General features: G+C 68.0%; 18 protein-coding genes. 11 read left to right on the plus strand and 7 right to left on the minus strand.

The window, feature by feature from the left end:
- Positions 1-6 precede the first annotated feature (6 nt).
- The 4 genes from AC1DO7_RS02355 to AC1DO7_RS02370 are packed head-to-tail and all read right to left on the minus strand — an operon-like array spanning position 7 to position 3,702.
- Positions 7-1,053 (minus strand): 2,5-dihydroxypyridine 5,6-dioxygenase NicX family protein, encoded by a 1,047-nt coding sequence (locus tag AC1DO7_RS02355; protein ID WP_477115750.1) that lies wholly within the window; start codon positions 1,051-1,053, stop codon positions 7-9.
- Positions 1,054-1,079: 26 nt separating this feature from the next.
- A complete protein-coding gene (locus tag AC1DO7_RS02360; protein WP_441620517.1) occupies positions 1,080-1,925 on the minus strand; it encodes an alpha/beta fold hydrolase in 846 nt (281 codons plus the stop codon).
- Positions 1,926-1,948: 23 nt separating this feature from the next.
- Positions 1,949-2,701, minus strand: coding sequence for a maleate cis-trans isomerase family protein (locus AC1DO7_RS02365; RefSeq protein ID WP_441620518.1), 753 nt, complete (start codon positions 2,699-2,701; stop codon positions 1,949-1,951).
- A gap of 38 nt (positions 2,702-2,739) precedes the next feature.
- Entirely contained in the window at positions 2,740-3,702 is a 963-nt protein-coding gene (locus AC1DO7_RS02370; protein ID WP_441643365.1) for an amidohydrolase family protein, read from the minus strand.
- A 278-nt stretch (positions 3,703-3,980) separates the two neighbouring features.
- Between AC1DO7_RS02370 and AC1DO7_RS02375 the strand changes: the two genes are divergently transcribed.
- From AC1DO7_RS02375 to AC1DO7_RS02420, 10 genes are all read left to right on the plus strand, one after another.
- Positions 3,981-5,585 carry an MFS transporter gene (locus tag AC1DO7_RS02375; RefSeq protein WP_441620522.1) on the plus strand — a complete coding sequence of 535 codons (1,605 nt, stop codon included), beginning with the start codon at positions 3,981-3,983 and terminating at the stop codon, positions 5,583-5,585.
- 186 nt (positions 5,586-5,771) lie between these two features.
- Entirely contained in the window at positions 5,772-7,049 is a 1,278-nt protein-coding gene (locus tag AC1DO7_RS02380) for an ABC transporter substrate-binding protein (protein ID WP_441620524.1), read from the plus strand.
- A complete protein-coding gene (locus tag AC1DO7_RS02385) occupies positions 7,046-7,813 on the plus strand; it encodes an ABC transporter ATP-binding protein (protein WP_441620526.1) in 768 nt (255 codons plus the stop codon). Before AC1DO7_RS02380 ends, AC1DO7_RS02385 begins: the two co-directional genes overlap by 4 nt.
- Complete coding sequence (locus tag AC1DO7_RS02390) at positions 7,810-8,541, plus strand: ABC transporter ATP-binding protein (RefSeq protein ID WP_441620528.1); 732 nt, start codon at positions 7,810-7,812, stop codon at positions 8,539-8,541. The genes AC1DO7_RS02385 and AC1DO7_RS02390 overlap by 4 nt, the downstream gene beginning before the upstream one ends.
- Before the next feature lie 77 nt (positions 8,542-8,618).
- Positions 8,619-9,503, plus strand: a complete 885-nt coding sequence (locus AC1DO7_RS02395) for a branched-chain amino acid ABC transporter permease (RefSeq protein WP_441620530.1) — start codon at positions 8,619-8,621, stop codon at positions 9,501-9,503.
- Positions 9,503-10,561, plus strand: a complete 1,059-nt coding sequence (locus tag AC1DO7_RS02400) for a branched-chain amino acid ABC transporter permease (protein ID WP_441620532.1) — start codon at positions 9,503-9,505, stop codon at positions 10,559-10,561. Before AC1DO7_RS02395 ends, AC1DO7_RS02400 begins: the two co-directional genes overlap by 1 nt.
- A gap of 85 nt (positions 10,562-10,646) precedes the next feature.
- Positions 10,647-10,964 (plus strand): non-heme iron oxygenase ferredoxin subunit, encoded by a 318-nt coding sequence (locus AC1DO7_RS02405; protein WP_441620534.1) that lies wholly within the window; start codon positions 10,647-10,649, stop codon positions 10,962-10,964.
- 11 nt (positions 10,965-10,975) lie between these two features.
- The gene (locus AC1DO7_RS02410; protein WP_441620536.1) at positions 10,976-12,262 is read left to right on the plus strand and encodes an NAD(P)/FAD-dependent oxidoreductase; all 1,287 of its coding nucleotides are present in this window, start codon (positions 10,976-10,978) and stop codon (positions 12,260-12,262) included.
- Positions 12,263-12,275: 13 nt separating this feature from the next.
- On the plus strand, positions 12,276-13,565 hold the full coding sequence (locus tag AC1DO7_RS02415) for a Rieske 2Fe-2S domain-containing protein (RefSeq protein ID WP_477115751.1): 1,290 nt from the start codon (positions 12,276-12,278) through the stop codon (positions 13,563-13,565).
- Between the two features lie 5 nt (positions 13,566-13,570).
- The gene (locus tag AC1DO7_RS02420) at positions 13,571-14,095 is read left to right on the plus strand and encodes an aromatic-ring-hydroxylating dioxygenase subunit beta (protein ID WP_441620540.1); all 525 of its coding nucleotides are present in this window, start codon (positions 13,571-13,573) and stop codon (positions 14,093-14,095) included.
- 48 nt (positions 14,096-14,143) lie between these two features.
- Here AC1DO7_RS02420 and AC1DO7_RS02425 read toward each other — a convergent pair whose 3' ends face one another.
- Positions 14,144-14,674 carry a MarR family winged helix-turn-helix transcriptional regulator gene (locus AC1DO7_RS02425; protein WP_441620542.1) on the minus strand — a complete coding sequence of 177 codons (531 nt, stop codon included), beginning with the start codon at positions 14,672-14,674 and terminating at the stop codon, positions 14,144-14,146.
- Positions 14,675-14,761: 87 nt separating this feature from the next.
- A complete protein-coding gene (locus AC1DO7_RS02430) occupies positions 14,762-15,982 on the minus strand; it encodes an MFS transporter (RefSeq protein WP_441620650.1) in 1,221 nt (406 codons plus the stop codon).
- A gap of 338 nt (positions 15,983-16,320) precedes the next feature.
- Here AC1DO7_RS02430 and AC1DO7_RS02435 point away from each other — a divergent pair, with 338 nt between their 5' ends.
- Positions 16,321-17,298 carry an aldo/keto reductase gene (locus AC1DO7_RS02435; RefSeq protein ID WP_441620544.1) on the plus strand — a complete coding sequence of 326 codons (978 nt, stop codon included), beginning with the start codon at positions 16,321-16,323 and terminating at the stop codon, positions 17,296-17,298.
- A 30-nt stretch (positions 17,299-17,328) separates the two neighbouring features.
- On the opposite strand, the gene AC1DO7_RS02440 is transcribed toward AC1DO7_RS02435, so the two are convergent.
- Entirely contained in the window at positions 17,329-18,678 is a 1,350-nt protein-coding gene (locus AC1DO7_RS02440; RefSeq protein ID WP_477115752.1) for an MFS transporter, read from the minus strand.
- Positions 18,679-18,936: the final 258 nt, after the last annotated feature.

Here is an 18,936-nt window from a genome sequence, read left to right on the forward strand (position 1 = left end):
TTGCGGTCATTGCGATGTCCATCCGTCCAATACCTTGCCTTGCCTGACCACTTCCTCGCCGTCCAGGCGCACGGTGCAATGGCGCAGCGGGATATCGATATGGCAGGCGGTGGTGCGGCTGCCGCCGGCTTCGTTGTTGGGGCCGAGCGAGAACAGGAAATTGCCCTCGTAGGCGCGCGCGTCCATGCCGATGGAGGCCTCGCGGTCATACAGGCCGAGCGTGGACCAGCGTGCGCGCGGCTGCAGGCCCCRGCCGATATGCGCGATGGCATAGGCCTGCGGATCGTTGAACGAGGCCATGTAGTCGTTGAGCAGCTCGGCGTCCAGGCCACCCTCGATGCGCGTGGCGAAGCCGTTCTCCACGGTCAGCTCCACGCGGTCCGCCACATAGCCCTTCTGCGGCAGCAGGATGTCGCCGCGGTCGAGCACGATGCGGCCGCTGGCGCCGCCTTCGTCGGGCCAGGTCAGCACGAAGCCGCTGGGCCAGTGGTCCCAGCGCCCGGGCTCATCGACGAAACCATACTCGCTGATGACGGGGAACTCACCGAGCGGGCAGCGCAGATCGGTGCCGGCGGCGGAGGTCACATGCATCTCCCTCGCGCGCGACAGGCGCGCGTTGGCGCTGGCCACGCGCTCGCGGTCGGCCTCGGTGGGCACCATGCGCACCAGCACTTCGGGCGGCTCCACGGCCAGCAGTATCTTGGTGCCGGTCTTGAGGATGTCGTGCTGCTCGGGCGAGAACAGCAGCGTCATCAGGTCCAGCACCAGGTCGCTCTCCTTGAGCGCGGCGATGGCGGCGCGGTTGCCGGTGAGCGCCGTGGTGCCAAGGTAAGCCAGCGGATCGCGGCTCAGGGCCTTGTCGCCGTTGACCGGCGGCAGGTCGAGCCGGTTGACGATGGCGCCCATGGCCTGCGTGGCGACCAGCGCGCACGACAGCGTTTGCGGATGCGTGGCCGCGCTGGTGAGGATGGTGACGGTCTGCCCGGCTTCGAGGCGGGACAGCGTGAGGACCTGTTTCCAGGCCTGGATAAGGGCGTGATCGCTGACTGGCATGTTCGTTCTCTGCGGTTGGGGGCGGCTCAGGCTGCGGCAGCGCTTGGGGAGCCAAGCCCGGCGCCAAGGAAATCGCCGAGTGCGCCGTAGAAGCCTTCCTCGTCGTCCCACGGGATCATGTGGCCTGCGCCGGGCACATGGCTGGTCTGCAGCGCCGGCAGCAGCGCGCGCAGCTCCGCGATATCGCCCGGGCGGACCACGTCGCCGCGCCCCGCCGTCATCAGCAGCGTCGGGACCGCGATGCGCGGCACATCGGCGTGGATATCGTCGATATGGAAGCCCTGGAAGCTGGCGAGCACCGCGCGCTCGTCGCAGGTGTGCAGCCATTCGGCGCGCAGCGCGAGCTGCGCTTCGGTCCAGGTGGGGCAGAAGCGACGCATGGTGTGCGCATCCACGCCGTGGCGCGCCACCGCCATCGAATCCACGTACCAGGCCAGTTGCGCGGGATACTCGCGGCGGCCCGGGCCGGACACCGGCGGGTCCACCATCACCAGGCGCGCCAGCGCAGCCGGCCGGCTGCGCGCGGCGCGGATGCCGATGCGCGCGCCCATGGAGTGGCCCAGCACGCTGTAGCGCTGCAAACCGAGTGCTTCGGCAAAGGCCAGCAGGTCGGCCGCCTGCGCATCGAGGCTGTAGTCGAGCGTATCGCCCGCGGACGACAGGCCGCGGCCGCGCACGTCGAGGGCGTAGGTATCGAACTGTTCGCCCAGGCGCTCGCCGACAAAGCCCCAGGTGATGGCCGGGCTGGTGATGCCCGGCACCACGATCACCGGGTCGCGCCGTGCGCGCGCGCCGTCGCTGCCACCGTAGCGCAGGTAGTGCTGGCGGATGCCATTGGCTTGGACATTGCCGCCGCAGACAAGATTGGTCATCGCTTGGCTCCCTGTGCCCGCGCTCAATACGCGCCGGACAGCAGCGCGCCCGCGCCGGGCACCACCGGCTCCAGGTCGAGCGACCTGAGCATGGCGTAGGTGGTGGCAATGGCGGCGGTGATCACCGGCTTGCCGGTCATGGCTTCCACCCTGGCCACGGCCGGCAGCGACGGCATCTGCACGCAGGCGGACAGCACGATGGCATCCACGTCCTTCGTGTTCATCTGCGCGACGATGCCCGGCAGCTTCGCGGGATCATGGCGGCCCACTTCGAGGTTGTCGGGAATTTCCAGCGCGCGCCAGTCCACCACCTCGTAGCCTTCGTTGCGGATGTAGTCCACCACCAGTTCCGTGAGCGGCTTCATGTACGGCGCCACCAGCGCGATGCGCTTCGCGCCGATCACCTTGAGCGCATCGACCAGCGCGCCGGCGCTGGTGATCACCGGGGCATCGGCGCCGTTGGCCGCGGTATGGGCCTGCAGGCGCTTCTCCGAGACGCGGTGATAGCCGTGTCCCATCGCCATGATCGCCACCAGGCAGGCATAGCCCAGCACATCGACGCGCGCATCGCTGAGCTCGACCGCGCAGCGGTCGGACTCGGCATCCATCGCCGCCAGCTCCTCCTTGACCACCTTCTTCATGCGCATGCGGCTGGAGTGAAACGTGAACCGCTCGGGCCGCACCAGCTGGCGCGCGGTCAGCATGGCGGGGATCTCGGTTTCCATCGTGGTGTTGGAACTCGGCACGATCTGGCCGATCCGGAAAGTCTTTTGCACGGGGGCGCTCCGTTATGAAAAGGAAGGGAAGTCGGTGTTCAAAGCTTGAGCAGGCGCTCGGCGTTGCCGTGGCAGACCAGCCGGCGGGTCGCTTCGTCCATCGGTGCCTGCTCGATGAAATCGGCTGCGATGGCGGTGGATTCGTAGGGATAGTCGACCGAGAACAGCACGGCGTCGGCGCCCATCTCGCCGATGGCGCCGGCCAGCGCGGCCGGCGAGCACACGCCGGAAGTGGTGATGACGATATTGCTGCCGATGTATTCGGAAGGCGCGCGCGCCAGCCTGATGCCGTGCGAGTAGACGGCGAAGCGGCTGTCGAAGCGCCAGCGCTGGTACGGCAGACCCTCGCCCATGTGGCCGAGGATGATCTTCAGGCGCGGGAAGCGGTCGAACACGCCGCCGAACAGCAGGCGCAGCGCATGGCCCGCGGTTTCCACGCCCCAGCCCCAGGACGCACCGGCCATCTCGGGATGGCCCGAGTACACGTGCGGCGCCACGTAGGCATCGGTGGGGTGGAGGTACATGGGTACGTCGAGCGCCTGCATGCGTTCCCAGAAGGCGTCGTAGGCGGGGTCGTCGTAGTAGACCCCCTGCGTGTGGCCGTTGACCAGCGAGCCCTTGAAGCCGAGCTGCGTGACCGCGCGTTCCAGCTCTTGCGCGGCCTTGCGCGGATCGTGCATGGGCAGCGCGGCGAAGCCGGCGAAACGGGTGGGATGGCGCGCGATCTGCGCCGCCAGGAAATCGTTGCTCTCTTGCGCGCGGCGCACCGCGGCGGCGTGGTCGGCTTCGGCCTGCACGCCCGGGCCGGTCTGCGAAAGCACGGTGATATCGATGCCGGCGCGGTCCATCTCGCCGATGCGGATATCGTCGAAATCGGCCAGGCGCCTGGCAAGGTCGGCCATGACTGCGGCATCGATATGCTGGAGATAGCCCTTCGAATAGGCCTGGAAATCCGGCGTCATGAAGTGTTCTTCGAGGGCGATCTTGCGGATTCTCGTCATGCTGGGACGGCTCCTGAGGGTGGTGGGGGCGGGCATGCGCAAGGCCTGTGACATCGCAGCGAAGGCGTCTTTCACGGGCTTTCCGCTTAATTGATCAGTATGCTGAGTATTTTTAGCATAGCAACCGCGATATCGAATGTCCAGACCGTGACGGCGAGGGGTTAACCCTCATAACACTCACAAATTCTGATCAGTACACTGATCGAAATTAATCAGCATGCTGACAGTGTAGAGCAAAGCACGACAGCACGGCTGCGACGCCCCCGGAGAGTACGACCATGACAGCAAGCCTCACCAGCGACGGCACCGCCGCGCGCACGCAAGGCATGACCCGGGAGGAGCGCAAGGTGATCCTTGCGTCCTCCTTCGGGGCCTTGATGGAGTGGTACGACTTCTACATCTACGCCGCGCTCGCGGTCTATTTCGGCGCACTGTTCTTCCCGCCCGGCAACGAGACCGCTGCCTTCCTCGCCAGCCTGGCCACCTTCGGCGCGGGCTTCCTGGTGCGACCCGTGGGCGCCCTGCTGTTCGGCCGCCTGGGCGACCTGATCGGGCGCAAGTACACCTTCCTGGTCACCATCCTGCTGATGGGCATTGCCACGGTCGGCGTGGGCCTGCTGCCCACCTACGGGCACATCGGCATCACCGCCACCATCCTGCTGGTGTCCCTGCGGCTGCTGCAGGGCCTGGCACTGGGCGGCGAGGTGGGTGGCGCGGTCACCTACGTGGCGGAGCACTCGCCGATGGAAAAGCGCGGGCTCTACACCAGCTCGCTGCAGACCACGGCCACGCTCGGCCTGCTCTCTTCGCTGCTGGTGGTGTACCTGCTCAAGACCTTCCTGAGCGAGGCGCAGTTCCGCGAATGGGGGTGGCGCCTGCCCTTCCTGGTGTCCTTCGTCATGCTGGTGGTGTCGGTCTACATCCGCGGCAAGCTGCACGAATCGCCGATCTTCGCGCGCATGAAGGCCGGCAACAACACCTCGAAATCGCCCATCCTCGACAGCTTCACCAACTGGGCGAACCTGAAGTACGTGCTGTTGCTGTTCGTGGTGTCGGCCGGGCTTGGCGCCATCTTCGGCACCGGGCATTTCTACACCATGTTCTTCGTCAACAAGACGCTGCATGTGCCGCTGGAGCTGGTACACATGCTGATCGGCATCGCGCTGGTGGTCGCCACGCCCTGCTACCTGTTCTTCGGCTGGCTGTCGGACCGGATCGGCCGCAAGCACATCATGATGGCCGCCTGCCTGCTGGCCGCCCTGGGCACCCAGCCCATCTTCAAGGGACTGACGCACTATGCCAACCCGGCGCTGGAGCAGTTCCAGCAGCGCAACGCCGTGCAGCTGCGCGCCGGCGACTGCCATTTCCGCCTGTTCGCCGAGCCGGTGTCGGCCTGCGACAAGGTCAAGGGCTACCTGACCGATCTCGGCGTGGGCTACGAGTTCACGCAGGACGACGCTCGGCCGGCGCCCGAACTGCGGGTCGGAGGCCAGGTCCTGCAGGACTTCGACAGGGCCGCCATCAAGCAGGCCCTGGTGGCGGCCGGCTGGCCGGAGCGCGCCGACCCGGCCGCCATCAACCGGCCGATGTTGTTCCTGCTGCTGCTGATCCCCATCCTGTTCCTCGCCATGGTGTACGGGCCGCTGGCGGCCTTCATGGTGGAACTGTTCCCGGCCCGCATCCGCTACACCTCGTTGTCGCTGCCCTTCCACCTCGGCGCCGGCTGGGTGGGCGGCATGCTCTCCTTCGTGGTGACGGCGATGAATGTATCCAGCGGCAATGTCTACTTCGGCCTGTGGTATCCGGTCTCGATCGCGGCACTGGCTTTCGTGATCGGCATGCTGTTCGTGCCGGAAACCCGCGGGCGCGACCTGGATACCTGAAGCGCGGCCAAGGCCCGAAACCGATTCACGACCCGCGCCGCATGGCCCGGAATTTGCTCAGTACACTGCATTATTAATCAGCATGCTGATCGATGCACCAAGGCAAGGCCCGCAGCGCGGGCCGCGCAGGAAAACGGTGCGGGACAGCATGCCCACCTTCCCTTGAAACCTGTCTGGAGCGCCCCCATGAAGCCCATGAAGTCTCTGCATGCAGCATCCCGCCTCACCGTGATTCCCGCCCTGCTGCCGGCCCTGGTCGGGCTGTTGTGCAGCACCGCCGCGTGGGCCGACGCCAACGGCGTCAAGGTGGGTGTAATCACCGACATGTCCGGCTCCTACGCCGACCTCTCCGGCCGCGGCTCGGTGCTGGCCGCGCAGATGGCGGTGGACGAGTTCGGCGGCAAGGCACTTGGCAAGCCGGTCACGGTGTTGTCGGGCGACCACCAGAACAAGGCCGACATCGCCTCGTCGCTGGCGCGGCGCTGGTTCGACACCGACGGCGTGGACATGGTGATCGATTTCCCCAATTCCTCCACCGCGCTGGCGGTGCAGGAGATCGCCAAGCAGAAGCAGAAGATCAACATCGTCTCCACCGGCGGCGCCATGGCGCTGACCAACCAGAACTGCTCGCCCACCGGCTTCCACTGGGGCTGGGACACGTATTCGGTGTCGGCGCCGCTGGTCAAGCGCCTGATCGAGCAGGGCAAGGGCACCTGGTACTACATCACCGTGGACTACGCGCTGGGACAGTCGCTGGAGTCGGACTTCCGCAAGGAGGTGGACGCCAGCGGCGGCAAGAACGTGGGCAGCACCAAGCACCCGCTCAACGCCAGCGATTTCAGCAGCCCCATCGTGGCGGCTTCCGCCTCCAAGGCCAAGGTGGTGGTGCTGGCCAACGCCGGCAACGACATGATCAACGGCGTCAAGGCGGCCGGCGAATTCGGCCTGATCAAGGGCGGGCAGACCGTGATCACGCCGTCCACCTTCATCACCGACCTCAAGAGCCTCGGCCCCAGCGTGGCGCAGGGGCTGACCTACGTGGACCCGTTCAAGACCGACCTGGACGCCAGGTCGAAAGCCTTCGTCGAGCGCTTCTACGCCAAGCACAAGGCCTACCCCACGCACGGCCAGATCGGCGTCTACTCGGGCGTGCTGCACTACCTGAAGGCGGTCGAGGCAGCCAAGACCGTGGACGGCCCGGCGGTGGCGGAGAAGATGCGCGCGCTCGCCGTCAACGACGACTTCGTGCATGGCGGCAAGGTGCGCGCCGACGGCCGCATGGTGCACGACATGTACCTGGCGCAGGCCAAGTCGCCGGCCGAATCCAAGGGCCCGTGGGACCTGGTCAAGTACATCGGCACCATCCCGGGCGACTCGGCCTTCCGCCCGCTGTCCGCAAGCGAGTGCCCGCTGTTGAAGAAGGGCATGGAGGCACGCAACGACAAGAGCAAGGATCCTGCATGAGCCAGTCCGACGTGATCCTGGAAACGCGCGGGCTGACCAAGGAGTTCAAGGGCTTCACCGCGGTCAGCCAGGTGAACCTGCGCGTGCGGCGCGGCGCCATCCATGCCCTGATCGGKCCSAATGGCGCCGGCAAGACCACCTGCTTCAACCTGCTGACCAAGTTCCATGCGCCGTCCGCCGGCGCGATCCTGTTCAACGGCGCGGACATCACGCGCGAGCGGCCGGCGCAGGTTGCCCGCCAGGGCGTGATCCGCTCGTTCCAGATCTCCGCGGTGTTTGCGCAGCTCACGGTGATGGAGAACGTGCGCGTGGCCTTGCAGCGCAAGCTGGGCACGACCTACCACTTCTGGAAGAGCAAGCGCGCGCTGGACGAACTCAACGAGCGCGCGCTGGCCCTGCTGCGCGCGGTCGGCCTGGAGAGCTTCGCCGCCCTGCCCACCGCCGAGCTGGCCTACGGCCGCAAGCGCGCGCTGGAGATCGCCACCACCCTGGCCATGGACCCCGAACTCATGCTCCTCGACGAGCCCACCCAGGGCATGGGCCACGAAGACGTGGAAACCGTGACCGCCCTGATCAAGCAGGTGTCCGCCGGACGCACGGTGCTGATGGTCGAGCACAATATGAACGTGGTGTCCTCCATCGCGGACCGCATCACGGTGCTCCAGCGTGGCGCCATCCTGGCCGAAGGCTCGTACGACGAAATGACGCGCAACCCGCAGGTGATGGAGGCCTACATGGGCACGACGGCGGAGACGGTGCAATGAGCCGCCCCACCCCCGCCCTCGACATCAAGGACCTGCACGCCTGGTACGGTGAATCGCACATCCTGCACGGCGTGGACCTCACCGTCCAGCCGGGCGAGGTGGTCACCGTGCTGGGGCGCAACGGCGCCGGGCGCACCACCACCATGCGCGCCATCATGGGACTGGTCGGCGCGCGCAAAGGCTCGGTGCGCGTCAACGGCACCGAGACCATCGGCATGAAGACGCACCGTATCGCGCCGCTGGGCCTTGGCTACTGCCCGGAGGAGCGCGCCATCTTCTCCAGCCTGTCTTGCGAGGAGAACCTGCTGCTGCCGCCCGTTTTCAAGGAGACCGGCGCGGCCGGCGGCCGCGAGCCGATGCCGCTGGACGAGATCTACGCCATGTTCCCCAACCTGTGGGAGCGCCGCAAGAGCCAGGGCACGCGCATGTCCGGCGGCGAGCAGCAGATGCTGGCGGTGGCCCGCATCCTGCGCACGCGCGCCAGCGTGCTGCTGCTCGACGAGATCTCGGAAGGCCTTGCGCCGGTCATCGTGCAGACGCTGGCGCGGATGATCACCACGCTCAGGAAGCGCGGCTACACCATCGTGATGGTGGAGCAGAACTTCCGCTTCGCGGCGCCGCTCGCGGACCGCTTCTACGTGATGGAGCACGGGCGCATGGTGGAGTCCTTCGATGCCGCGGCGCTCGAACGCAAGATGCCCACGCTCAACGCCCTGCTCGGCGTGTAAGGCGGCCCGCTTCAACGGCGGCGGCGCCCGCGCGCCGCCTCGCCCTCCCCGATACAAGCTCCCCAGGAAGACCCCTTATGGAATTACTTGGCATTCCCATGCCCGCGCTGCTGAGCCAGTTGCTGCTCGGCCTCGTCAACGGCTCGTTCTACGCCATCCTCAGCCTGGGCCTGGCCGTGATCTTCGGCCTGCTCAACGTCATCAACTTCGCCCACGGCGCCCTGTTCATGCTGGGCGCGATGCTGGCCTGGGCCGGGCTGCAATACCTCGGGCTGAACTACTGGCTGATGCTGCTGCTCGCCCCGCTCGTCACCGGCGCGCTCGGCGTGGCGCTGGAACGCACCATGCTGCGCCGGCTCTATCGCTTCGACCACCTCTACGGCCTGCTGCTCACGCTGGGCATCGCGCTGCTGATCGAGGGACTGGTGCGCTCCGGCTACGGCGTGTCCGGCCTGTCGTACGCCACGCCGGACGCGCTCGGCGGCGCCAGCGACCTCGGCTTCATGGTGTTGCCCAACTACCGCGCCTGGGTGGTGCTGGCCTCGCTGGCGGTGTGCTTCGCCACCTGGTTCGTGATCGAGAAGACACGCCTGGGCGCCTACCTGCGCGCCGGCACCGAAAACCCGCGCATGGTGGAGGCATTCGGCATCAACGTGCCCTTGCTGGTGACGCTGACCTACGCCTTCGGCGTGGGGCTGGCCGCCTTTGCCGGCGTGCTGGCGGCACCGGTGATGCAGGTGTCGCCGCTGATGGGGCAGAACCTGATCATCACGGTCTTTGCCGTCGTGGTGATCGGCGGYATGGGCTCGATCCTCGGCTCGATCTTCACCGGCCTGGGCCTGGGCGTGCTCGAAGGGCTGGCCAAGGTGTTCTATCCGGAGGCTTCGGCCACCGTCGTCTTCGTCGCCATGGTGTGCGTGCTGATGGTGCGCCCCGCCGGCCTGTTCGGAAAGGAAAAATGATGAGCAACGATTCACGCGCAAGACTGGTCCTGGCCGCGCTGCTGGCGGCCGTGGCGCTGGCGCCCTTCCTCGGCGCCTACCCCGTACTGGCGATGAAGCTGATGTGCTTCGCGCTGTTTGCCTGCGCCTTCAACCTGCTGCTGGGCTTCACCGGCCTGCTGTCGTTCGGCCACGCCGCCTTCTTCGGCGGCGCGGCTTATGCCTGCGGCTACCTCATGAAATCGCTGCAGGTCACGCCGGAGCTGGGCCTGCTGGCCGGCACCGCGTTCGGCGCGCTGCTCGGCCTGGCCTTCGGCGCGCTGGCGATCCGGCGCCAGGGCATCTACTTCGCCATGATCACGCTGGCGCTGGCGCAGATGTTCTACTTCTTCTGCCTGCAGGCGCCGGTCACCGGCGGCGAGGACGGCCTGCAAGGCGTGCCACGCGGCCGCCTGTTCGGCCTGCTGCCGCTCGACAACGACCTTTCCATGTACTACGTGGCGGCGGCCGTCACGGTAGCCGCGCTGGCCCTGATCGCGCGCGTGGTCAACTCGCCGTTCGGGCAGGTGCTGCGCGCCATCAAGGAAAACGAGCCGCGCGCCATCTCGCTTGGCTACGACACCGACCGCGTCAAGCTGCTGGCCTTCGTGCTGTCGTCGGCGCTGGCCGGACTGGCCGGCGCGCTCAAGACGCTGGTGCTCGGCTTTGCCACCCTGACCGATGTGCACTGGGCCATGTCGGGCTCGGTCATCCTGATGACGCTGGTCGGCGGCATGGGCACTTTGTCCGGGCCGGTGCTTGGCGCGCTGGTGATCGTCGCGGTGGAGAACAAGCTGGGCGACTTCGGCAGCGGCCTGGCCGCGCTGACAGGCGTGGACTGGTTCAACACGCTCGGCGAATCGGTCAGCATGGTCACCGGGCTGATCTTCGTGGTGTGCGTGCTGACCTTCCGGCGCGGCGTGATGGGCGAAGTGCAGGCCTTGTTCGCACGGCGCGCGGCTGCCGCGCGGCCGCGCGCGCCAGGCGGCAACACGCCGTTCCATGCCGCTTCCGCCTCCGCCGGCACGCCCGAGGGCTAGCCAAGGGTTTACGCTGATTCAGTTGCCAATTTAAATCAGTACACTGAATATAAATACTCAGTGTACTGAACAAAGGAGATGCATCATGGCTTGGACCAAGATTGCCACCACCGGCCAGCTTCAGGACGACGAAGTGATGCCGCTCACGCTCGGCGACGCCCAGTTGGCCCTCTACCGCAGCGAAGGCGAGTTCTTCGTCACCGACAACGTCTGCACCCACCAGTACGCCCTGCTGTCCGACGGCTACCTGGAAGACGGCTGCATCGAATGCCCGCTGCACCAGGCCCGCTTCGATATCCGCACCGGCCAGGCCATGTGCGCGCCCGCCACGCAGCCGATCCGCGTCTACCCGGTCAGGATCGAAGGCGCCGACGTGATGGTCGATGTCCTGGTGGCAGCCTGAGGCCCGCGGCCATGTCACACGACGCCCCCATCCTCATCATCGGCGCCGGCCAGGCTGGCGCCACCGCGGCTGCCGCGCTGCGCGCGCTGGGCCATGCCGGCGGCATCGTCATGGCCGGCGGCGAGGCGCACGCACCCTATGAGCGGCCGCCGCTGTCGAAAGCCGTGCTGGCGGACGAGGAGCAGGACGCCCGCATCGGCGTGCATGCCGCGGGCTTCTACGCCGAGCAGGGCATCGACCTGCGCCTGGGCACCACGATTGCCGCGCTCGATCCCGCCACCGGCACCGCCCACCTCGCCGACGGCGGATCGATCCGCTTCAGCCGCTGCCTGCTGGCCACCGGCGGGCGCGCCCGCACCCTGCCCGCCCTGCCCGAAGGCACGCCGCGCGTGCACTACCTGCGCTCGCTCGGCGATGCGCGCGGCCTGCGCACGGCCATGCGTGCCGCGGCCCATGCCGGCGGCCGCCTGCTGGTGATCGGCGGCGGCTTCCTGGGGCTGGAGACGGCCTCCACCGCGCGCGCCCTGGGCCTGCAGGTCACGGTGATCGAAGCCGCTGCGCTGCTGCTGCAGCGCGCGGTGCCGGCAGTGTTCTCTGCCTGGCTGGCGGAGCGCGCCCGCGCCTTGGGCATCGACCTGCGCCTCGGCAGCGCGATCGCCTCGGTGCAGACCGGCGCGCAGCAGGTCAGCGTGGCGCTGGCGGACGGCAGCGCCCTGCAGGCACCGCTGGCGGTGGTGGCCATCGGCCTGCAGCCCGAAGTTGCCCTGGCGCAGGCCGCCGGCCTGGCGCTCCACGCCACCAACGGCGGYATCCGGGTCGACGCCCGGTGCCGCACCAGCGCGCATGGCGTGTTCGCCGCCGGCGACTGCGCCAGCCAGTACCAGCCGCTGTTCGGCCAGGAGATGCGGCTGGAGTCGTGGCAGAACGCCAACGAGCAGGCCCGCATCGCGGCGGCGGCCATGCTCGGCGTGGACACCGCGCCGCCCGCCGTGCCCTGGTTCTGGACCGACCAGCTCGGCTGCAATATCCAGATGCTGGGCGCCTTCGCACCGGACCTGCACTACACCCTGCGCGGCAGCACCTCGGCGGAGCACGACAAATTCTTGCTGCTTGGCATGGATGGCGCGCGACTGCGCCATGCCATCGCCGTCAACGCGGGCGGCGACCTGAGGCAATTGCGCAGCCTGATCGATACGCGCGCCGCCTGCGATATCGCGCGGCTCTGCGACACCACCCTGCCCCTGAAGCAGGCGGTGCGCGAAGCCACCGCCGCGCCTGCGTGCCAAACCCCATCCTGAACGAGGAACAGACATGTACCAGACCCATGCGGTCATCAACCGCACGCCGCGCGCCAAGGATGCCGAACTGGCCGCCTGCCGATGGCCCGACGACGCCCTGCACTTCATCCCGGACTGGGTGTACACCAGCAACGCCGTGTACGACCGCGAACTGGAGAAGATCTTCCGCGGCCGTTCGTGGAACTTCGTCGCCCTGGAAGCCGAGATCCCCGCCGCGGGCGACTTCAAGCGCTCCTACGTGGGGCCAACGCCGGTGGTGGTGGCGCGCGCCGAGGATGGCTCGATCAATGTCTTCGAGAACCGCTGCGCCCACCGCGGCGCGGAATTCTGCCGCCATGGCCAGGGCAACGCCAAGGAATTCGTCTGCCCGTACCACCAGTGGTCCTACGATCTCAAGGGCAACCTGCAGGGCGTGCCGTTCAAGCGCGGCGTGAACCGCGCCGGCGGCATGCCCAAGGATTTCSGCAACGAGGACCACGGCCTGGTCAAGCTCAACGTGACCACGCGCAACGGCGTGATCTTCGCCTCGTACGCCAGCGACATGGAGAGCATCGAGGAATACCTCACGCCGGAGATCCGCAAGGACTTCGACGTGGTCTTCAACGGCAAGCCGCTCAAGATACTCGGGTATTACAAGAACGAGCTGCCGTGCAACTGGAAGATGTACCACGAGAACCTGAAGGACCCGTACCACGCCACGTTGCTGCACTCCTTCCTGGTGGTGTTCGGCCTGCTGGTGGCCGGCAACGAGTCGGCCATGATCGCGGATCCGGTGCACGGCCGCCACGGCACCATGGCCTCGGCCAAGAAGGAAGACAAGTACGCCGCGGTGAGCGAGGAGAACAAGAAGGAAATGCGCTCCTTCCACGAAGGCATGCGCCTGCAGGACGACCGCTTCCTGGAGTACGTGAAGGAGTTCGATTCGCCGTGGTCGGTGACGATGCAGACCATCTGGCCCAACCTGGTCGTGCAACGCGAGATGAACACGCTGGGCGTGCGCCAGATCGTGCCCAACGGCCCGGACAGCATGCTGATGCTGTGGACCATGTTCGGCTATGAGGACGACACCGAGGAAATGACCCGCCACCGCCTGCGCCAGGGCAACCTGATGGGCCCGGCCGGCTTCCTGGGGCTGGAGGACAACGAGGCGATGAAGTTCGTGCAGGAAGGCGTGCGCCGCTCCAGCAGCGACGTCAACGTGCTCAAGCTGGACCCGGGCCACGTGGGCACCGCCAACTCGCTGATCTCGGAATCCGCGATCCGCGCCATGTACCAGTACTACCGCAGCGTGATGGGATTCTGAGCACCATGACACCGACGACGCATACGCTCTACCGCCCCCGCACGCTGCCCGCCGCGCGCGCCCTGCCCCTGCGCATGGAGGTCGAAGCCTTCCACGCCGAATACTGCGCCGTGCTCGACGCCGGCCTGGTGGAGTCGTGGCCGGACTTCTTCACCGAGGACTGCATCTACCGCGTCACCTCGAGGGAGAACGCGGAACTCGACATGCCGGTCGGCCTGGTCTACGCCGAAGGCCGGCGCATGATGCACGACCGCGCAGTGGCCATCTCCCGCACCCAGATGTTCGCCCCGCGCTATATGCTGCACCTGGTCACCAATACACGCGTCACCGACGAAAGCGCCGATGGCTCGATCCACGCCCAGGCCAGCTTCCTGTTGCTGCAGACGCTGGTCGAAGGCGCCACCACCATCCACATGGCGGGCAGCTACCACGACCGCTTCGCCCGCGCCGGCGACGGGCTGCTGCTGGCCGAACGCCAGGTCATCTACGACACCACCATCATCGCCAACGACCTGGTGTACCCGGTCTAGACCACCCTGCCCGGGCCGGCAACGAAGCCGCGGCCGCCGGGCCGCGCATCACAAGATGCGCAGCACCGTGCGGCTGTAGTCGTTGTTGGCTTCCACCAGCGTGGACAGCAACTCCATGAACACCTTGCGCTGCGCCGGGCGCAGCGGCGCCAGCATGCGCTCCTGCGCGCGCTCCATGTCCGCGCGCAGCGACGCCACCACGGCCTGCCCTTCCTTGGTCAGGTGCACGTGGCGGGTACGCCGGTCGGCCGGATTGTCCTTGCGCTCGAGCAGGCCGCGCTCTTCCAGCCGGCGCACGACATCGGCGGTGGTGGTGCGGTCGAACCCCACTTCCTGGCCGAGCGCGGTCTGGTCCAGTCCGGGCAGCACGGACAATACCGTCAGGATGGCGTACTGCACCGGCGTGATGCTCGCCGACTTGCACTCCTCGAAAAACATCGCCACATGGATCTGGTGCAGGCGGCGCACCAGGAAGCCAGGGCGTGCCCACAGGAGCTCCTTGGCCGGATCGGCGTCGGGTGAGGCCGGTGCCTCGGCCTGGGCTGCCGGGCGCGGCGCTTGGCGTTTCGTTGCAGACATTCCACTCACCAAATTGTTAGCATGCTGACAAGTATAGACCAGGGATGCGGCGGACAAGGCATTGCACGCGCGCCGCGCCCCGGCCCTTCACGCCAGCACCGCGCCCTTGCGCTCGGGAATCAGGAACAGCGTGGCGACGATATCCAGCACATAGATCGAAGCCAGCACGGCGATTGCGGTATCGAACGAATAGCTGGCCGCCAGCGCTCCCACCGCCAGCGGGCCGAAGCCGCCCACGCCACGCCCGATATTGAACAGCACGTTCTGGGCGGTCGCCCGCGCCTGTGTCGGGTAAAGCTCGGAGATCAGCGCCCCGTAGCCGCCGATCATGCCGTTGACGAACAGCCCCATCACCGCCCCGCCAAACAGCAGCGCGTACGGCGAGACCAGTTGCGAGTAGACCAGCACCATGACCACCGACCCGGCCTGGTAGATCAGGAAGGTAGGCCGGCGGCCGATGCGGTCGGCAAGCTGGCCGAAGACCCAGATGCCGATCGCCATGCCGACGATGGTCACCGACGTCCACAGCGCCGACTTGGTCAGCGAGTAGTTGAACTGCCTGGAGAGGTAGGTCGGCATCCAGATCATCAGCCCGTAGTAGCCGAAGTTCTGCACCGAGCACAGGATCACCACGCCGAGGCTGGCGCGCGCCGTGGCGGCATCGGCCACCAGCATCTTGAGGGGGTTGCCTTTGCGCGGCGCCTTGCTGCCCTGCACGAAGACCTCGGGCTCGCCGATAAAGCGCCGCACCACGAAGGATGCCAGCGCCGGCAGCACGCCCACGGCAAACATGCCGCGCCAGCCGATATGCGGCAGCAGCACCGGGGTGAGCAGCGCCGCGGCCAGCACGCCCGCCTGCCACCCCAGCCCGACATAGGAAGAGACACGCGCCCGCTGGCCAGGCCGGCAGGCTTCGGTGGCCAGCGCCATGCCGATGCCGAACTCGCCGCCCAGGCCGAAGCCGGCGATGGTGCGGTAGGCCAGCAGGTCCCAGTAGCCCTGGGCCAGCGCGCACAGGCCGGTGAAGGCGGCGAACAGCAGGATGGTCCAGGTCAGCACCTTCACCCGCCCCACATAGTCGCTCAGGATGCCGAAGAAGATGCCGCCGGCGACCGCGCCCACCAGGGTCCAGGTCACCAGCGAGCCCGCCTGGGTGCTGGTCAGCCCCAGCCCGGCGGAGACCGCGCTGAGGATGAAGCCGAGGATCAGCAGGTCGAAGCCATCCAGCGCGTAGCCGACCGCCGAGGCGATGACCGCCTTGCGTGCATAGGCATCCTGTTCCCGCTCGCTGCGCGCGGCGTGCGCCATGTCCGCGGTGTGCGCGGCGCCCGCGCCCATGCCGGCCGTCCCGGCGCCAGCGTTGCCCTGAGTCATGTTCCCCATCCCTGTGTCCCGTCTTCCGTGCATCCGTTGTTCCGCCGGGCGGAAAAATGTGGCGAGATTCTACTCTCGCGGCATGCGCCCGGATGCACGACGCCATGGAACGCCGCAACGGCGCGAGGAAAAAGCGCCGGGGGACGCCATCGCCCGGGCGCCGTGCGGCCGCCTGCAGGCATGCGGGGATTCGCATACCATCCGGGGGTGCGTCGGCGGCCGCGCGGGCTGGCCGGCATCCATGGCATCGATCAACGGCAAGGAGTGGCAAGATGGACTACGTGCGGTTTGGCTCGACAGGACTGAAGGTATCGCGGCTTTGCCTGGGTTGCATGACCTATGGCGTGCCCGAGCGCGGCAAACATCCGTGGACGCTGGGCGAGGAAGCCAGCCGCCCGCTGATCCGCCAGGCGCTGGAAGCCGGCATCAACTTCTTCGACACCGCCAATGTCTACTCGGACGGCACCTCGGAAGAGATCGTGGGCCGCGCGCTCAAGGACTTCGCCCATCGCGACGACGTGGTGATCGCCACCAAGGTGCAAGGGCGCATGCGCGCCGGCCCCAACGGCGCCGGCCTGTCGCGCCGCGCCATCCTGGCCGAGATCGACAACAGCCTGCGCCGGCTTGGCACCGACTACGTCGACCTCTACCAGATCCACCGCTGGGACCCGAACACGCCGATCGAGGAAACGCTGGAAGCGCTGCACGACGTGGTCAAGGCCGGCAAGGTCCGCTATATCGGCGCGTCATCGATGTTCGCCTGGCGGTTCTCGCGCGCCATCTACACTTCGCGCCTGCACGGCTGGACGCAGTTCGTCAGCATGCAGAACCATGTCAACCTGCTCAACCGGGAAGAAGAACGCGAGATGCTGCCGCTGTGCGCGGCCGAGGGGATCGCGGTGATGCCGTGGAGCCCGCTGGCGCGCGGCCGCCTGACGCGCCCCTGGCAGGCCGGCAGCGCGCGCGAAGCGAGCGACGAATTCGGCAATACGCTCTACCACGGCGCCGAGGACTCGGACCGTGCCGTGGTGGAGCAGGTGCATGCCATCGCGCAGGCGCGCGGCGTGCCCGCCGCCCAGGTGGCGCTGGCGTGGGTGCTGCAGAAACCGGGCATCACCTCGCCCATCGTCGGCGCATCCAGGCCGCACCATCTGGAAGATGCGGTGGCCGCATTGTCGCTCGGCCTCACCGCCGACGAGATCAAGGCGCTCGAAGCGCCCTACGTGCCGCACGCACCCGTCGGGTTCTGAGCAGACTGCGGCGGCCGGCCCGCGGGCCGGCTACGCCTTCGCCGTGCCGGGATCGCGCGTGATCAGCCGCAGGCCGCTGGCAATGCTCGCTACGCCAGCGAAGCCCGCGCCCAGCCCCAGCGCCAGCGTGGGGCCGTGGCGCCCGGCAATGCCGAAGCTCAGCGCCACCAGCGCCGCGCCGGTGGCCTGGCCCAGCAGGCGCGCGGTGGCGATCACGCCGCTGGCGCCGCCAGCGCGCTCGCGCGGCGCGCTCGRCATCAGCGCCTTGAGGTTGGGCGACTGGAAGAAGCCGAAGCCCGCGCCGCAGATCGCCATGCGGATGCCGATATCGAGCGCGCTCGGATGCGCCGGCATCAAGGCCAGCGACGCCATGCCCGCGCTCATCACCGCCAGCCCCACGCCGCCGAGCAGACCCGGCGGATAGCGGTCCGACAAGCGCCCGGCAAGCGGCGCCATCAGCGCCACCACGGCGGACCACGGCGTCATCAGGAATCCGGTTTCGATCGGGCTGCGGCCCAGCACGCTCTCGAAGAAGAACGGCAGCGAGACAAAGGCCAGCCCCTGCGCCGCGAACGAGCAGATCGCCGTCATGGTCGACAGCGCGAACATCGGCCGCTTCATCAGGTCCACCGGCAGCATCGGCGCGGGGTGGCCGCGCTCGCGGCGCAACAGCAGCACGAAGGCCACGGCGAACACCGCCACCGCCGCCAGCGACTGGCCCACGGGCGCGCGCTGCGCCCCCTCGCCCAGCGCGAAGATCAGCGCCGCGAAGGTGACCACGTTGAGCCCCGCCGCCACGCGGTCGAAGCGGTGCTTGCCGCGCGCGGTGTGCGGCAGCGACGGCCACGCGATGAACAGCGCCAGCAGGCCGATCGGCAGGTTCACCGCGAACAGCCACGGCCACGGCCCCAGCGACAGGATGATCGACGCCACCGTGGGTCCCACCGCGAACGACACCCCCACCACCAGCGCGTTCAGCCCCACCCCGCGCCCGAGGCGGTGCGGCGGGAAGATCGCGCTGATCAGCGCCGCGTTCACGCTCATGATGGCGCTCGCGCCCACGCCCTGCAGCAGGCGCGCCGCCGCCAGCGTGGGCAGCGACCACGCCAGCGCGCATACCACCGAGGCGCCGATGAACAGGACCAGCCCGCCCAGGTAGACGCGCCGGTGCCCGACGATGCCGCCCAGCGCCGCGAACGGCAGCAGCGTCGCCACCATCGCGAGCTGGTAGGCGTTGATGATCCAGACCGAGGCCGCCGGCGTGGCGTGCAGGTCGGCCGCGATGGCCGGCAGCGCCGTGTTGGCGATCGCCGTATCCAGCGTGGCGAGCGACACCGCCAGCAGGATGGCGGCCATGCCGCGGCGCTCAATCGATGTCATGCGCGCGTCCGCTGCGCGCGCTGCGAGGTTGGAATCCGCTAAATTCGACACTGTCTCTGCCCGTGACCGCTTCGGACGCGGCGCGCGCGCATCGCGCGCCATCCGCCCACCATGTCTGATACATGGACCGCGGTTCAGCGCTGGACCGGCCAAAGGCCGCGGCAAGCCGACACGATAAGGGAAAACGCGAATATCTGCTGAAGGCGCGCTCGCCCTGCCCCGTCGCACCTAGCGCCGGAACGGCATAATGCGTCCCAG

The organism is Cupriavidus sp. 05N40 (assembly GCF_056397305.1).

Coding starts and splice junctions, on each gene's coding strand:
- AC1DO7_RS02380 (WP_441620524.1), top strand. CDS start 5,772: ATGAAGCCCATGAAGTCTCTGCATGCAGCATCCCGCCTCACCGTGATT.
- AC1DO7_RS02370 (WP_441643365.1), bottom strand. CDS start 3,702: ATGACGAGAATCCGCAAGATCGCCCTCGAAGAACACTTCATGACGCCG.
- AC1DO7_RS02405 (WP_441620534.1), top strand. CDS start 10,647: ATGGCTTGGACCAAGATTGCCACCACCGGCCAGCTTCAGGACGACGAA.
- AC1DO7_RS02390 (WP_441620528.1), top strand. CDS start 7,810: ATGAGCCGCCCCACCCCCGCCCTCGACATCAAGGACCTGCACGCCTGG.
- AC1DO7_RS02420 (WP_441620540.1), top strand. CDS start 13,571: ATGACACCGACGACGCATACGCTCTACCGCCCCCGCACGCTGCCCGCC.
- AC1DO7_RS02435 (WP_441620544.1), top strand. CDS start 16,321: ATGGACTACGTGCGGTTTGGCTCGACAGGACTGAAGGTATCGCGGCTT.
- AC1DO7_RS02375 (WP_441620522.1), top strand. CDS start 3,981: ATGACAGCAAGCCTCACCAGCGACGGCACCGCCGCGCGCACGCAAGGC.
- AC1DO7_RS02360 (WP_441620517.1), bottom strand. CDS start 1,925: ATGACCAATCTTGTCTGCGGCGGCAATGTCCAAGCCAATGGCATCCGC.
- AC1DO7_RS02430 (WP_441620650.1), bottom strand. CDS start 15,982: ATGGCGCACGCCGCGCGCAGCGAGCGGGAACAGGATGCCTATGCACGC.
- AC1DO7_RS02425 (WP_441620542.1), bottom strand. CDS start 14,674: ATGTCTGCAACGAAACGCCAAGCGCCGCGCCCGGCAGCCCAGGCCGAG.
- AC1DO7_RS02400 (WP_441620532.1), top strand. CDS start 9,503: ATGAGCAACGATTCACGCGCAAGACTGGTCCTGGCCGCGCTGCTGGCG.